Below are 15,505 nucleotides of genomic sequence, written 5' to 3' on the forward strand. Positions count from 1 at the left end.
GCCTGCGGCCATGGGTTTGTGTATTTGTTAAATATTGCAAGATATTGAGGCATTCAGCCTCTGACAGGAATGGAAGGCGGCTTTCTGTCAAGGAACTGACATGTGAATCTGCTAGCAGCGGCCTTGCGCGTGCAGAGACAAGGCACGTCCTGCCCGATATCCATCCACCGCTCGATTCCAGCTTTCCATACTGGAAAGCCTCCATCGATGGATGGAGGCCATATTCCCGCGCATCCACGGCAAACCCACGCCGGATGCATCCGACGCGGGTTTGCCGCAGCAGCAAGCCTGCGCAAGAAGACTCAGGCTTCGCGGTTTTCCTTGATGTTGAAGCCCATCTGGCTCTCGGCGCCCTTGCCGCCCTGGTTGGTCTGTTCCCAGTACTGGGTCTTGACCTTGGCAGCCTGGAACGAGTAGTTGACAGTCACGGTGTCAGAGGAGTTGGCGCCGCTGACGGTCACGTTCGTCACCATGACGTCGGTCAGGGTGATCTTGGTGAACTCGATCTGCGAGCCACCGGCCTTGCACAGCGAGATGTCGACCTGGCCCAGGTGCTTGCCCGTGGCGCAGTGCTTGAGCACGGCGGGGTAGCACTTGTCCACCTTGGCGATGACGTTCAGGTCATGGAAGCTCACCTTGCCGGCGCCGGCACCGCCGCCGCTGGCCATGGTGTTGGGCTGGGTCGCGCCCCAGGTGAAGGAGTCGATGTCGGTCCAGCCCTTGTGGTTGGAATCCTGGGATTCGCCACTGGCGCCCTCGACCTTCATGAACATATCAACGGACATTGCACACCTCTCGAATTAATGGATTAAACGTTCGCATGCAACCCAATAGACCGACTGCATCGGATGGTTCACACGCGAACAAAGGGGAAAACCACTCCCGGGCAGAGCGCACGAAACCGATTCACTGAACATGTGATTCAGATCAGTGCGGCGCATACCCTGGATGGTCAAGGAATGTATTGACAATCGCCTGCAATCCTCACTGTCGTGAACCGCCCTCCTTTGTTGGAGCCGCGATGATAGTGGATAAGATCGGAAAAATACAAACAATTGGCCCGACTGAATTGTTACGGCCGATACATCTGAAAAAAAATGTATCCATCGCTTATCCATTCGATACGTGTCATGGCTTTTTGCAGAACTCAAGCTACACTCACGCCGCATTCGGAGTCCGATTGAAATACGATCTTGTATTCATGACGAGTCCATGACGTTCGTCTTTGGCCCCCGGCTTCAGACAATTGGCTGATCGAGGAAAACCAGCGGTTGCATAGACAGATTGCCGGTGCGATGCCGGCTTTGTGCTTGTCCAATGGCCTCGAACAGATTCGGCACCCTGGCACTGCGACAGACCTCGCCCGCCAGCGTGTGAAACAACATCTTGGGTGGGATTGCATGGATAGCGAAGCAGCATGTTCGACCAACTGCCTTCCGGCAGGTGTCCAGATTGGCGAATACCGCGTGCTCGATGTCATCGGCGAAGGCGGTTTCGGCATCGTCTACAAGGCCCGTGACCTCTCGCTGGACCGCGAGGTCGCGATCAAGGAGTACATGCCTTCGGCACTGGCCGGACGGCAAAGCTCCCATCAGGTGCATGTGCGCTCGCAGCACCGTGGCGCCTTCGACGCCGGGCTGCGCAGCTTCATCAACGAGGCCCGCCTGCTGGCGCGCTTCTCCCACCCCACCCTGGTGCATGTCTACCGCTTCTTCGAAGCCGGCGGCACGGCCTACATGGTGATGCGCCACTACGAGGGCCAGACGCTGGGCCAGGTGCTGAAGGCATCGTCCGGCCGCATGGATCAGGCCGGGCTCAGCGCGCTGCTGATCCCCTTGCTGGACGTGCTGGAAGTGCTGCATGCGCAAGACTGCTTCCACCGCGACATCGCGCCGGACAACATCTTCGTGCAGCGCGATGGCAGCCCCGTGCTGCTGGATTTCGGCGCCGCGCGCCGCATCATCGGCGACATGACCCAGGCGCTGACCATGGTGCTCAAGCCCGGTTTTGCGCCCATCGAGCAATACGTGGACGACGGCGCCATGCCCCAGGGCGCGTGGACCGACATCTACCAGGTCGGCGCCCTGATCCACCAGGCCGCCACGGGCCGCATCCCGGCCACCTCGGTCGCGCGCATGGTCACCGATCCCATGCAGCCGCTGACCTCCGAACAGGTCCCGGGCTACTCCGACGCTTTCCTGCAGGGCATGCAACGGGCGCTGGCCGTGCGCCCCAAGGACCGCCCCCAATCCATTGCCGAGCTGCGCAGCCTGCTGGGCCTGTCCACCGACGCCCGGGCAGCGCCTGCGCCGGGGGAGCCCAGCCCTATCTACATCCCGATCACGCCGCCTGCGTCCGTACAGGCCGCCATGGCCACCCAGTCGGCAGCCGTGCAGGCGCCGCGCTTCGTGCCGATCACGGAAATCTTCGTTCCTGCAGCAGCGCCGCAGGCAGCGCCCGCGGCCACGGTCATGCCCTTGCCTGCGGTCCAGCCTGTTGCATCTGTTGCACCGGTCCCTCCTGTCGCCACGGTCGCACCGGTGCCGCCCGCTCCCACCACGCCTGGGGGTTTGGCAACAGGCGGCCCTGTCCAGCCATCTGCAGCCGCAGCCGCGCCCCAGATGACGCCTCAGGCATCTGCCGCCGATCCCATGGGCCTGGACAACGGTCCGTACATCGACATCGACCAGGCACTGTCCCCCGCTCAGCCTGCGCAGCCCCCGGTTCAGGCGCAGGCGCCTGCATCCCAACAGCCCGCCTCCGCACCCGCCGTTCAGGGCGCGCCCGCAGGGGTGCAGCCTCCGGCCGCTGCCGTCCAGGCAGTGCCCAAGGCCAGGCGCAGCAGCATGGCCGTGCCGATGGCCATCGGCGCCCTGGTGCTGGCGGCCATCGCGGGCGGCGGCGTGCTGTGGTACGACCATTCCCAGGACCAGGCCCGTGCCAAGACCCTGGCGGCGCGCGACAGCCTGGCCTGGCAGCAGGCCCAAAGCCAGTCCAGCCTGGCCCGCCTGCAGGACTACCTGGACAGCTTCCCCGAAGGACAGCACCGCACCGAGGCCCAGGCGCTGCTCAAGCAGTTGCTCAACGAGGCCTCGCTGGCCTCCACGGAGCAGGTGCAGCCGATGACCCCGCCGGAGCAGACCGCGCTGGCTGAACTCCCCCCTTCCCAGCCCGAGCAAGGGGCGCCCGTCGCCCCCGTCACGGTGGCCGCGGTGCCCGAGCCGTTGTCCACCGAGCCGCCCAAGACCGAAGCCCGCCCCGCCAAGCCCGCAGCGGCCACGGGCAAGGTGGTGTTCCGGGTCGTGCCCTGGGGCTATGTCTCCGTGAACCGCGCCCCGGCGCGGACCAGCCCGCCGCTGACCCAGATGGAGTTGCCGGAGGGCGAGTACCGCATCGACATCAGCAACCCGGGTGCGGCCTCTACGGTGACCAAGACCATCACGGTCACCAAGGGCGAGTCGGTGACCGTGAACCATCTTTTCGAATGAGCGCGGCGCATGGCTCGACTGATGAACCACCGCTGGCGATGGATGCTGTGCACTGCAGTGCTCGGCCTGCCCTGCCTGGCGCATTCCCAGGCGGCATGCGAGGAGGCCGCGCCGGCCCAAACCGGCTCGGCAGGACGCCCGCAGCTGGCGCAGGGCATTGCGCTGTTCGAGGCGCGCGACCTGGCCCAGGCCGAGCGTGCGCTGCAGGCTGCGCTGTTTGGCGGGCTGGCGGATCCCATGGAGCGGGCCTCCGCCCACAAGTACCTGGCCTACACCTATTGCACGCACAAGGAATGGGCGCGCTGCGAGGCCGCCTTCGACGCCGCGTTCTCCGCCCACCCCGGCTTTGCGCTGCAGGCCTACGAGACCACGGGTACGCCGTGGCGGGACGCCTACAGCCGCGCCCAGGAACGCTGGACCCAGCGCTGCCCTGCCGCCCAACGGCTGCGCGTGGCACCCGCAGCGCCCACGGCCGGCGGCTTTGCACTGAACAGCCGCGTGATCACATCGATCACCGCACTGACATCGGGCTCGGCCCCGGTGCGCTCCGCCGCACTGGCCGCACGGCCTGAGACGCCACGGACAGATCACAACCTGCGCCTGAGGGTCAGCCCCTGGGCCAACGTGCTGATCAACGGCAAGCCGTCCGGCGTCACCCCTCCCGTCGTGCTGCTCAAGCTGGCGCCAGGCTCCCACACGGTGGAACTGCGCAACCCCGGCTTCGAGAGCTATCGGCAGGTGATCCGCATCACCGACGGCCAGTCGGTGACCCTTTCCCATGACTTTGATGCCCGATGACCATGTCCATGCATATCCCTCACTCCCTCCAGCGCCTGACCCTTGCCCTTGCCGTTGCCTTCGGGCTGGCCGCCTGCGAAACCGCACCCAAGCCGGTGGAGCCCGAGCCAGCATCGCCCGTGGTGCAGGCGCCTGTCGAGCCCGTCAAGCCCGTGGACCCGGTGGTGATCAAGGAGCAGGAGCTGGTCGAGGCCATCCAGCTCTACGTGGATGGCCGCTACGAGGATGCCATCACGGCCCTGACGCCCCTGTCCACCGCGCAGGAGCTGCCGATGAGCAGCCAGGTCAAGGCGCTCAAGTACATCGCCTTCAGCCACTGCGTGGAAGGCCGCCGCAAGCCCTGCCGGCAGCACTTCGACATGGCCCTGGCCCTGGACCCCACCTTCCAGCTGACCGAGGCCGAAAAGGGCCATCCCACCTGGGGCCGGGAATTCAACAATGCCCGCGCCGCGCTGCGCAACAAGCGCCCGGCGCCCGCGCGCAAGGCCTCCTGAGGCCTGCCGAGGCCCCCGACGCTTCCTGAAAACTGCCTAGCCTAAGACTCCATGGACAAAATCGAACTCAGGGTCGTGGACCACGATGGCGTTGCGGTCGACCGCCACTGGTATGCCGTATTCGGCATGGCAGGCGGCACGATCGGACGCAGTGGCCAGAACAAGCTCATCATCTCGGATCCGGACGCTTCCGTGGCGCGCGTGCACGCCATGGTCAGGCTCGATTCCGAGGGAGCCTTTGTTGCGAACCTGAGCGAGCGTGATCCCATCTGGGTGGCAGACCAGCCCGTGCGCTCGGGCCAGGAAGTGGCCCTGACACTGGGCGCGCGCATCCGCATCGGCGCCTACACCCTGGCCGCCGTGGCGCCGGGCACCCCTTTCGAGGCACCGGCCTCGCCCGGTGCAGCCGTGCCGGCGCCTGCCAGCGCAGCATTTGCAGCGGCTGTGACGCCCTCAGCACCTTCTGCGCCCTCAGCACCCTCAACGCCATCGGTTCCCTCGCCGGTCACGGCAATCCCGCAGCCACCGATCCAGCAGCCCCTCGCAGTTGACAGCCCGCTGCAGCCGCAAGCAACGGGGCCGGCAGAAGCTGCGCCACTGGCAGACGTTCTGCCTCCAGCCGCCGCCGGCATCGCCGATCCCTGGGAAGGCCTGACGGCGCTGAGCCTGGATGACATCCAGACCCCGCCTGCGCCTTCTGCCCAGAGTGCAATCCCCCCCGAGCAAGCGGCCATGGCGATGCCGCAGCCGGCCAGGCCGCAGCACCGCCCGCTGCTGATTCCCAATGATTTCGACCCCTTTGCACCGCCGCCCGAGCAGGCTCGGCAGCAGGAAGAAGGCTGGGCCGGCCTGCCCTCGCACGGCAAGGGCGAGCTGATTCAGCAGCGCCATGACGGCATGGTCCAAACGCTTCCCCTCAAGGGCCTGAGCACCGAGGCACTGCATGACGCCTCCCATACCGGCCTGCCTTCGTGCTTCGAGGCATCGCAAAAGCTCGATCCGCTCGCGCTGTTCGACCAGGGCGGCCTGCCCGCCGACGCAGCGCCGCTGCAACAGGCATCGGGCCGGGGCTCCGAGCTGGGCCAGGCCTTCAACCTGCCGCGCATGCAGCCGCCTGCGCAGCCTGCTGCACAGGGTGCAGCGGCGCCGGCCCAGCCGGCCGGCCTGGAGCAGTCATTGGCGCCTGCGGCGCAGACACAGCAACCTGTACAGGTTCAGGCCGCACCAGCTGCCGTACCAGTTGCCGTATCAGCTCCCTTACCTGCCGCTGCACCAGTTGCTGCACCGATGGCCACGGCCCCCGCTGCCGCGACGGCCCCCGAAATCCCCGCCGAGCCCGTCGTGCTCGACGGACTGCTGCCCACCAACGGGCTGGACCTGGACATCTTCCAGTCCGGCGCAGGCCAAGCTGCGCCAGCCATCGTTTCTGCCGCAAGCGCTGCCACCGCTCCCGCCAACACCAGCTCCAGCGCCCACTTCAACGCAGCCTCCAGCGCCCACTTCAACGCAGCCTCCAGCATCCTCGGCCAGGGCGCCGCCGCCATTCCCGTCGGCACCCTGCCCTGCACCGCCGCGCCTGTCGATGCTCCGGTGCAGCCCCAGCCGGCCGCCAGCGCCGCCCACGCCGACCTGCAGGCCCTGGCCACGGCCTTCATGGAAGGCGCGGGCCTGAACCCGGCCAAGACCCATTTCGAGGTCACGCCCGAATTCATGCGCACCTTCGGCGAAGCCCTGCGCATTGCCGTGCAGGGCACCATCGACCTGCTGGCGGCGCGCTCCGAGATCAAGCGCGAGTTCCGTGCCGGCGTCACCATCATTGCCACGGGCGCCAACAATCCGCTCAAGTTCCTGCCCAATTCCGAGGGCGTGCTCATGCAGATGGTCCACCAGACCTTCCCGGGCTTCATGAAGCCGCTGCCCGCCATGCAGGACGCCTTCCAGGATCTGCACGTGCACCAGCTGGCCCTGATGGCCGGCATCCGCGCCGCCTATGCCGAGGCCCTGACCCGGTTCGATCCGACCGAGCTGGAGCGCCGCACCGAAACCAACCCCGGCCTGCTGGACAAGCTGCTGACCAATGGCCGCAAGGCTGCGCTGTGGGACGACTACAAGCACAACTTCGACGTGCTGCGCCGCCATGCCGAGGACGATCTGATGGCCTTCTCGGGCCGCACCTTCGTCGAGGCCTACGAAAACGCCGAGCAGTCCGTGAAAGGCCAGCCGTGATCGCCTACCTTGACGGAGACGGCCACCGCTACAGCATCCAGGTGGCCAGCGCATCCCACAGCGGCAGGCGTTCCAGCAACGAAGACGCCATGGGCCTGATGGACCTGGGCGCCGGCGGCCTGTGCTGCACCCTGGCCGATGGGGCTGGCGGGCACGGGCATGGCGAACTTGCCGCCCAGCTCACGGTCCAGGCCGTGCTGGAGGGCTTCCGGGAGAACCCGCTGTTCGCCCCTGCCAGCCTGGCCTCCCTGATTTCCCAGGCGGAGCACCGCGTCAGCGGCCAGCAGTCCACCTCGGCCTCGCGCATGCACATGAGCGCCACCGTGGTGGTGCTGTGCATCGACCCCGGGCAGGGCCGCGCCCTGTGGGCGCACTGGGGCGACTCGCGCCTGTACTGGTTCCGCGCAGGCCGCATGCACCTGCGCACCGAAGACCACAGCCTGGTGCAGCAGCTGCTGCACGCCGGCCTGTACGAAGAGAACGACCCGCGCCGCCTGCCCAACCGCAACGTCCTGGCCGGCGCCATCGGTGCCGAAGGCCAGGTGCCGCCTAGCATCCGCTCCGCCGCCGTGGCCCTGGAGCCCGGCGATGTCTTTTTGCTGTGCTCGGACGGCCTGTGGGAAGGCATGCACGAGTCGGAAATGGAGCAGCTGCTGGCCGCGAGCCAGCGCCCCGACGAATGGATACAGCGCATGGTCGGCCGCGTCGTATCCAGCGGCAATCCGCACCAGGACAACCTCAGCGCGCTGACGGTGTGGATCTGCCCGCGTGACACCAATGACTGATATCGAGACAGGAGAAGCCATGTGGAAATCGCATGCACCGCATGTACCGCAAGCGCGCCGTCAGGCGCTGCAAACGCTGGGCGCCTTGGGCCTGGGCACGGCAATGGCGACCGGCCTGGCCGGCTGCGGCTCCCTCAATCCCCTGAGCCGCGCGCCTGAAGTGGCGCCCACGGCCGTGCCCGCCGCCGTGTTCGAGGTGGTGGCCGACATGGACATCAACCCCGACCGCGAAGGCATCCCCAAGCCCGTGCTGCTGCGCATCTACGAGCTGCGCGCCTCCGCCGCCTTCGACCGCGCCGGCTTCTTCGACCTGCAGGACAAGGACGACGGCCAGCTGGGCAGCGACTTCGTACGGCGCGAGGAATTCCTGATCGCGCCCGGCCAGCGCCAGGTGATTGAGCGCAAGGGCAACCCCGATGTGCGCGCCTTCGGCCTGTTCGCCGCCTACCGCGATCTGGAGCGCAGCACCTGGCGCGCCTCGGCCGCCGCGCCCAACTCCGTGGAGCTGCGCAGGCGCTGGTGGGGCATGGGCTCCACCGAAAAGCTGCAGCCCGTGCGCTACCAGGTGCACCTGACCCGCGAGGAGGTCACCGTGCGCATCCAACCCGCATCCCAATAAACGCACATCTATCCACCATGGTCTGGCAACGCAAAGTCATCTGGGCCGAAGGCATGTTCCTTCGGCCCCAGCACTTCCAGCAGCAGGAGCGCTTCCTGTTCCGGCAACTGCAGTCGCGCAGCCTGCCGGGACAGCCCTTTTTCTGGGGCTTCTCGGAACTGGAGCTGGACACCGATCTGCTGCGCATGGGCAAGCTGGGCATACGCTCGGCACACGGCGTACTGCCCGACGGCACGCCGTTCCAGCTGCCGGGCGACGACGAGGCGCCCACCCCGCTGGACATCGGCAAGGACCTCAAGGACGTGGTGGTGCACCTGGCCCTGCCGCTGCGCCGCCTGTCGGGCAGCGAGGTCACCTTTGGTGAAGGCACGCAAAGCCCCGCGCGCTATCTCAGTGACGTGACCGAAGTGGCGGACAGCAACGACGTGGGCGCCCAGCCCGCCGAGGTGCAGCTGGGCCGGCTGCGCCTGAGCCTGCGCCCCGCCCACGAGCTGACCGAAGGCTGGGTCAGCCTGCCCGTGGCCCATGTGGTCGAGCGCCAGGCCAGCGGAGGCGTGCTGCTGGAGCCCGGCTTCATTCCCACCGTGGTCAACAACGGGCCCAGCTCGGTGCTCAATACCTTCTGCAAGGAAATCCACGGCCTGCTGCGCCAGCGCGGCGAGGTTCTGGCCCAGCGCATGATCCAGCCCGAGCGCGGCGGCATCGGCGAGGTCGGCGACTTCCTGCTGCTGCAGCTCATCAACCACTGGACGGGCGCCGCCCAGCACTGGGTGCGCACCGGCAGCATCCATCCCGAGCGCCTGTTCGAGGAACTGCTGCGCCTGGCCGCCGAGCTGACCACCTTCGACCACGAGCGCCGCCGCCCCGAGGTGCTGCCCGCCTACGACCATGACGACCTGCGGCGCAGCTTTCCGCCACTGATGCTGGAGCTGCGGCGCAGTCTGTCCTCGGTGCTGGAGCAAAACGCCATCCAGATCCCGCTGCACGACCGCCAGTACGGCGTGCGCGTGGCGCTGATCCCGTCCACCGAGCTGCTGACCACCTGCGACTTCGTGCTGGCCGCCCATGCCCAGACCACGCCGGAATTCCTGCGCACCCACTTCCCCACCCAGACCAAGCTGGGCCCGGTGGAGCGCATACGCGACCTGGTGAACCTGCACCTGCCCGGCGTCACGCTGCGGCCGCTGCCCATCGCCCCGCGCGAGATCCCCTACCACGCGGGCTACAACTATTTCGAGGTGGACACCACGCACGACCTGTGGAACCAGCTGCAAAGCTCCGGCGGCCTTGCCATGCACGTCTCCGGCGAATTCCCCGACCTGCAGCTGGAGTTCTGGGCCATCCGCCGCTGACGGCGCGACGCATCTTCCGACATGAACAGTTCCAACATCAGCCACCAAATGCCCTGGGGGAGAGACGGCGACGCGGGCCGTGCCGAAGGCGCAGCCAGCGCCTCGCCCGCGCCTGCCGGCCAGGAGCCGCTGCGCTCCAATCTGCCCGACGTGGTCAGCGGCGGCAACCCGCTGGTGGCCGCCGCCAACCAGCTGCTGAACCTCATCCCCCAGATCCGCGCCATGGTCACCAACGAAGACCCGCGCGCGCTGCAGCAGCTGCTGCTCGAACACATACGCGAGTTCGAGCAGCGTGCCGGCGCCAGCGGCGTGCCCATGGAAACCATCATCGGCGCGCGCTACTGCATCTGCACCGTGCTCGACGAAACCGCCGCCCAGACGCCCTGGGGAAGCGCAGGTATCTGGCCTCACTACAGCCTGCTCGTGGCCCTGCACAACGAAACCTGGGGCGGCGAGAAGTTCTTCCAGCTGCTGGCCCGGCTGGTGCAGACGCCGCACCAGCACATCGACCTCATCGAGCTGCTGTACTACTGCGTGATGCTGGGCTTCGAAGGCCGCTACCGCGTGATCGACAACGGCCGCGCCCAGCTGGAGACGCTCAAGGCGCGCCTGCTGCAGCTCATCGAATCGACGCGCGGCGACCGCAGCAGCCTGCTGTCCGTGCACTGGCGCGGCGTGCAGCGCCTGGCCTCGCCGCCCTGGGCCATGGTGCCGCTGTGGGTGGCGGCAGCCATCACGCTGCTGCTGGCGTTCTTCATCTACCTGTGGTTCAGCTACCGGCTGTCCAACAGCTCGGATGATCTGTTCGCCGCCATCAACGAGATCCGGTTCCCGCGCACCTCGGCGGCTGCCACCGTGGCCACCATCAAGCCGCGGCTGCGGCAGTTCCTGGAGCCCGAAATCCGCGAAGGCCTGGTCAGCGTGCGCGACGAAGCCGACCGCAGCACCGTCATCCTGCGCGGCGACGGCCTGTTCGACCCGGCTGCCACCGTCGTCAAGCCCCGCTACGTGCAGGTCATCCACCGCGTGGCCGCGGCGCTGGACGAAGTGCCGGGCAAGGTCATCGTCAATGGCTACACCGACAACCTGCCCATCCGCACGGCGCGCTTCCCGTCCAACTGGAACCTGTCGCAGGAGCGCGCCCAGGCCGTGTCCCAGATGCTGGGCGGCTCGCTGCGCGACCGCCAGCGCCTGCATGCCGAGGGCCGTGCCGACAGCGACCCCGTCGCCCCCAACAACACGGCCGAAGGCCGGGCGCTGAACCGGCGGGTGGAAATCGTCCTGCTGGTCGCGCCCCAGCAGCGTGACCAGCAACTGCAGGCCCTGCCTGCCGCACCCGAGACCAGGAACTGACCCCCATGATCCGTCGCATCGCCTCATGGCTGTTCAACCGCTACATGCTGGAGCTTCTGGGCCTGGTGGCCCTGAGCCTGCTCATCTGGTTCGTCGGCCCCCTCGTCTTCATCCAGCCCTACCAGCCGCTGGGCAGCCCCACCGTGCGCTGGTGGTTGATCGCCGGCCTGTTCATCCTCTGGTTCCTGCGCCTGCTGCTGAAATGGTGGCGCGCACAGCGCATGAACGAGCACCTCATGACCGGCCTGTCCCGCCTGACCTCGCCGCGCGAGGCGGACGGCACGCCCGCTGCCGGCTCCGAGGAAGTGGCCGAGCTGGAGTCCCGCTTCAAGGAAGCCCTGGACACGCTGAGCAAGACCCGCTTCGGCCAGACCGAAGGCGGCCTGTTCGGGCGCTGGAACAAGCGCTACATCTACCAGCTGCCCTGGTACCTGATCATCGGCTCGCCGGGTTCGGGCAAGACCACGGCCCTGATCAACTCGGGGCTGGACTTCCCGCTGGCGGCCCAGTTCGGCAAGCGCGCCATCCCCGGCATGGGCGGCACGCGCAACTGCGACTGGTGGTTCACCGACCAGGCCGTGCTGCTGGACACGGCCGGCCGCTACACCACCCAGGAAAGCGATGCGGAGCAGGACAAGGCTGCCTGGAAGGGCTTCATGCAGCTGCTCAGGCGCTTTCGCGGACGCCAGCCGGTCAACGGCGTCATCGTCACGCTCAGCGTGCAGGAGCTGCTCAGCAGCAGCGATACCGAGCGTGCCCAGCTGGCCCAGCTGATCGGCCTGCGCCTGAGCGAGCTGTGCGAGGAGCTGACCATCCGCTTTCCCGTCTACGTGCTGGTCACCAAGAGCGACCTGCTGGCGGGCTTCAACGAGTTCTTCGGCGCCATGAGCCGCGAGGAGCGCGCCCAGGTCTGGGGCTTCACCTATCCCTATGACGAAAAGACCCAGCGCTCGCCCGCCAGCGACCCGCAGGCCGCCAGCGCCCTGTACATGGAGGAATTCGACGCCCTGGTCGCCCAGATCAACCGCCTGCTGCCCCAGCGGCTGATGACCGAGCCTGACCTTGCGCGCCGCAGCCTGCTCTACGCACTGCCCCAGCAGTTTGCCGGCCTCAAGGAGGTGGTGCGCGACACGCTGGATGCTGCCTTCTCCGCCTCGCGCTTCAAGGAAAAGCCGCTGCTGCGCGGCGTCTACTTCACCAGCGGCACGCAGGAGGGCATGCCCTTCGACCGCGTGATGTCGGCCCTGTCGCGCCGCTTTGCGCTGCGCGGCCGCCTGCCGGCCGATGCCGTGCCCCAGCAGGGCCGCAGCTACTTCCTGGAGTCGCTGTTCAAGGACGTGATGTTCAACGAGTCCGGCCTGACCGGGCGCAACGCCAAGAAAGAGCGCCAGCTGCGCCTGCTGCAGGCCGCCGGCCTGTGCGCCCTGCTGCTGGCCCTGGGCGGCGCGGCCCTGGCCTGGACGCTGAGCTACGAGAACAACCAGCGCTACCTGAACGAAGTGGCCGACAACGCCGGCACGCTGCGCCAGGCCGTGGAGGAATCCAAGGCCACCGATCCCGACAACGTGGTCGCCCTGGTGCCCATGCTCAACCACGCGGCGCGCGTGGCGCAGAGCAGCCGCTTCGAGGAATCAGCCCCGCTGGGCTGGCGCTGGGGCCTGCTGCAGGTGCCCAAGGTGCAGACGGCCGCCCACGCCACCTACCTGCGCCTGCTGGAAGACGCCTGGCTGCCGCGCCTGAGCAGCCATGTCGCGCGCTCGCTGCGCCAGGTCAGCACCGGCAGCCCCGAGGCCAGCTACGAAACGCTCAAGGCCTATCTCATGCTCTACGAGCCCGACCACTTCGACGCCACCTTCGTCAAGGCCTGGCTGCGCAGCGATTGGGAAAACACCCTGCCCCAGCATCTGGTGCAGGCCGGCCTGGTGGACCAGCTGTCCGAGCACCTGGACCGCCTCATCGACGGCCGCGTGGTGGTCTCCGCCCAGCCCATCGACGCCAACCTGGTCGCCGAAGTGCGCCAGCGCCTGGCCCAGATGTCGCCCGCCCAGCGTGCCTACAGCCGCCTCAAGCAGCTGCTGAACACCGGCGACAAGCTGCCGCCCGACTTCAGCGTGGTGCGTGCCAGCGGTCCCGAGGCGCCCCAGGTCTTTGCGCGTGCCAGCGGCAAGCCGCTCACCCAGGGCATCAGCGGCCTGTTCACCTATGACGGCTACCACGGCCTCTTCCTGCACGAGCTGCCCAAGGTCACCACCTTGCTGGCCAAGGAGGAAACCTGGGTGCTGGGCCAGGCCGAAGGCCGGCGCAGCGTGGCCCAGGAAGTGCTCACGGGCCAGCTGGCCAACGAGGTCAAGCGCCTGTACCTGATGGAGTACGCGCGCCTGTGGGAAACCTTCCTGGCCGACATCCGCCCCATACGCACGGCCTCGCTGGAGCAGGCCGGCGAGCAGGCCCGCCTGTACTCGTCCGCCAACTCCAGCCTGGAGCAGTTCATCCGCGCCGTGGCCCGCGAGACCACGCTGGCCCGCCGCCCGGACCAGCAGGAAGGCGGCAGCTCGGGCAGCACCAGCAGCTGGCTGGGCGAGAAACTGCAGCGCATCCGCGAGGAACAGCACCAGCTCAGCCGCCTGACCGGCAAGCCGCTGAACGTGGGCGGCATGCTGGCCACCGGCACGCTGGAGGCCGACATCGTGGACTTCCGCTTCCGCGAATACCGGCGCCTTGCCACCAGCAACGGCTCGGGCCCGGCGCCCATCACCGCCAGCCTGCAGGTGCTCAACGAGGCGGCGGCCGTCATCGCCTCGGCGCGCCAGCAGGTGATCCAGGGCGGCGGCGTGCCTCCCTCGCTGAGCGGCACGCTGGAGAAGGTGCGCTCGGAGGCCAAGCGCGTGCCGCCTCCGCTCAACAGCATGTACGAGGCCCTGGCCACCTCCACCTCGTCCTTCGTGGGAAGCAGCGTGCGCAGCACGCTGGGCGGCAACCTCAACGCCACCATCGGCGACTTCTGCCGCCGAGCCATCCTGGGCCGCTACCCCTTCACGCGCAGCGCCACGCGCGACGTGACCACGGACGACTTCGCCCGCCTGTTCGCCACCGGCGGCACCATGGACGAGTTCTTCCGCACCCAGCTGCAGACCATGGTGGACATCTCCACCGTGCCCTGGACCTTCAAGCAGGGTGTGGACGGCACGCCGGTGGGGGGCTCTGCCTCGCTGGCCGCCTTCCAGCGCGCGGCCTCCATCCGCGACGTGTTCTTCCGCGCAGGCGGCAACACGCCCGGCATCCGGCTGGAGATCAAGCCGCTGGACATGGACGCCTCCATCTCCCAGATGGTGCTGGACGTGGACGGCGAGATCGTGCGCTACCAGCACGGCCCGCAAATCCCCAAGGCCGTCTCCTGGCCCGGCACGCGCGGCACCGGCCAGGCCCGGCTGCAGATCACGGCGGCCGGCGCGCAGAACACCGGCATCGTGACCGAAGGCCCCTGGGCCCTGCACCGCCTGTTCGACCGCGCCCAGATCCTGCCGGGCAACTCGCCCGAGCGCTTCACGGCCATCTTCACCATCGACGGGCGCAAGCTGCGCATGGAAGTCACCACCAGCAGCGTCCTCAACCCATTCCGGCTCAAGGCCATGGAGGAATTCGAATGTCCGGACCGGCTGTGAACGCCATGACTGTCCAGCGGCCATGCGCCGCCTGGTGGGGCAAGCTGCCCAGCCAGGGCGATTTCGTCGGCAGGCGCATGCCCCACGCACTGACCATGCGCTGGGACGAATGGCTGCGCAACGGCATGGACCAGTTGCGCAGCGATGCGGCCGATGGCTGGTCCACGCGCTTCGTGCACTCGCCGCTGTGGTTCTTCCTGTGCCCTGCCTCCATCCTGGGCCAGTCCATGGTGGGCGTGATCGGCCCCAGCTCCGACCGCATCGGCAGGCTCTTTCCGCTGGCCATCATGGCCACGGTGGACGGCAGCTCCGGCATACCGGCGTCGGACCAGGACATCGAACGCTTTCTGAGCGGCGCACGCGATGCGCTCATCGACGCGCGGCGCCTGCCCCTGTCGGCCCAGCAGCTCGACGAGCGGCTGGCCACCCTGCAATGGCCGTTCCAGCAGGAGCGCAGCGCGCCGGACAGCACCTCCATCCACAGCCTGCTGGCCGACCTCGACATGGGCGCCTCGCAGGGCAACGCCGCGCGCCTGCCGCGCATGGACTGGCGCGCCTGCATGCGCCCGGGCTCCACCACCTCCGTCTGGTGGATCTCGGCCACGCCGCGCCACGCCCCTGACGAAGTGGTCCAGCACGAAGTGCTGCACCGCCGCCTGTTCACCCGGCTGTTCAAGGGCGCCTGAACCCGCATAGAGCGCACGGCCCCTGCACACCAAACCCCAAGC

The 15,505-nt window shown here is 67.9% G+C and carries 11 protein-coding genes; 10 read left to right on the forward strand and 1 reads right to left on the reverse strand.

Annotation, left to right across the window (positions count from 1 at the left end; translation table 11 throughout):
* Nucleotides 1-302: 302 nt before the first annotated feature.
* Nucleotides 303-785, reverse strand: coding sequence for a type VI secretion system tube protein Hcp (locus ACF8NF_RS12560; protein WP_016446977.1), 483 nt, complete (start codon nt 783-785; stop codon nt 303-305).
* Nucleotides 786-1,400: 615 nt separating this feature from the next.
* Between ACF8NF_RS12560 and ACF8NF_RS12565 the strand changes: the two genes are divergently transcribed.
* Genes ACF8NF_RS12565 through tagF form a run of 10 tightly spaced genes read left to right on the forward strand, consistent with a single transcriptional unit; the run spans nt 1,401 to nt 15,463 of the window.
* Nucleotides 1,401-3,488, forward strand: coding sequence for a protein kinase (locus tag ACF8NF_RS12565; protein ID WP_392450672.1), 2,088 nt, complete (start codon nt 1,401-1,403; stop codon nt 3,486-3,488).
* A gap of 9 nt (nt 3,489-3,497) precedes the next feature.
* A complete protein-coding gene (locus ACF8NF_RS12570) occupies nt 3,498-4,286 on the forward strand; it encodes a PEGA domain-containing protein (RefSeq protein ID WP_392450673.1) in 789 nt (262 codons plus the stop codon).
* 8 nt (nt 4,287-4,294) lie between these two features.
* Entirely contained in the window at nt 4,295-4,780 is a 486-nt protein-coding gene (locus ACF8NF_RS12575) for a TssQ family T6SS-associated lipoprotein (RefSeq protein WP_267179153.1), read from the forward strand.
* A gap of 51 nt (nt 4,781-4,831) precedes the next feature.
* Nucleotides 4,832-7,006, forward strand: coding sequence for a type VI secretion system-associated FHA domain protein TagH (gene tagH, locus ACF8NF_RS12580; RefSeq protein WP_392450674.1), 2,175 nt, complete (start codon nt 4,832-4,834; stop codon nt 7,004-7,006).
* Nucleotides 7,003-7,791 (forward strand): PP2C family serine/threonine-protein phosphatase, encoded by a 789-nt coding sequence (locus tag ACF8NF_RS12585; RefSeq protein ID WP_046240040.1) that lies wholly within the window; start codon nt 7,003-7,005, stop codon nt 7,789-7,791. The genes tagH and ACF8NF_RS12585 overlap by 4 nt, the downstream gene beginning before the upstream one ends.
* A 19-nt stretch (nt 7,792-7,810) precedes the next feature.
* Nucleotides 7,811-8,410, forward strand: a complete 600-nt coding sequence (gene tssJ, locus ACF8NF_RS12590) for a type VI secretion system lipoprotein TssJ (RefSeq protein WP_016446983.1) — start codon at nt 7,811-7,813, stop codon at nt 8,408-8,410.
* Nucleotides 8,411-8,427: 17 nt separating this feature from the next.
* On the forward strand, nt 8,428-9,762 hold the full coding sequence (tssK, locus tag ACF8NF_RS12595) for a type VI secretion system baseplate subunit TssK (RefSeq protein WP_016453380.1): 1,335 nt from the start codon (nt 8,428-8,430) through the stop codon (nt 9,760-9,762).
* Between the two features lie 21 nt (nt 9,763-9,783).
* Nucleotides 9,784-11,115, forward strand: a complete 1,332-nt coding sequence (locus tag ACF8NF_RS12600) for a DotU family type VI secretion system protein (protein ID WP_016446985.1) — start codon at nt 9,784-9,786, stop codon at nt 11,113-11,115.
* 5 nt (nt 11,116-11,120) lie between these two features.
* Entirely contained in the window at nt 11,121-14,777 is a 3,657-nt protein-coding gene (gene tssM, locus ACF8NF_RS12605; protein ID WP_392450675.1) for a type VI secretion system membrane subunit TssM, read from the forward strand.
* Nucleotides 14,759-15,463: a type VI secretion system-associated protein TagF gene (tagF, locus tag ACF8NF_RS12610; protein ID WP_016453379.1), complete on the forward strand. Its 705-nt coding sequence runs from the start codon at nt 14,759-14,761 to the stop codon at nt 15,461-15,463. The genes tssM and tagF overlap by 19 nt, the downstream gene beginning before the upstream one ends.
* Nucleotides 15,464-15,505: the final 42 nt, after the last annotated feature.

This window comes from Delftia sp. WSY_22, from assembly GCF_043104185.1.
In the GTDB taxonomy this organism is placed as follows: domain Bacteria; phylum Pseudomonadota; class Gammaproteobacteria; order Burkholderiales; family Burkholderiaceae_C; genus Comamonas; species Comamonas tsuruhatensis.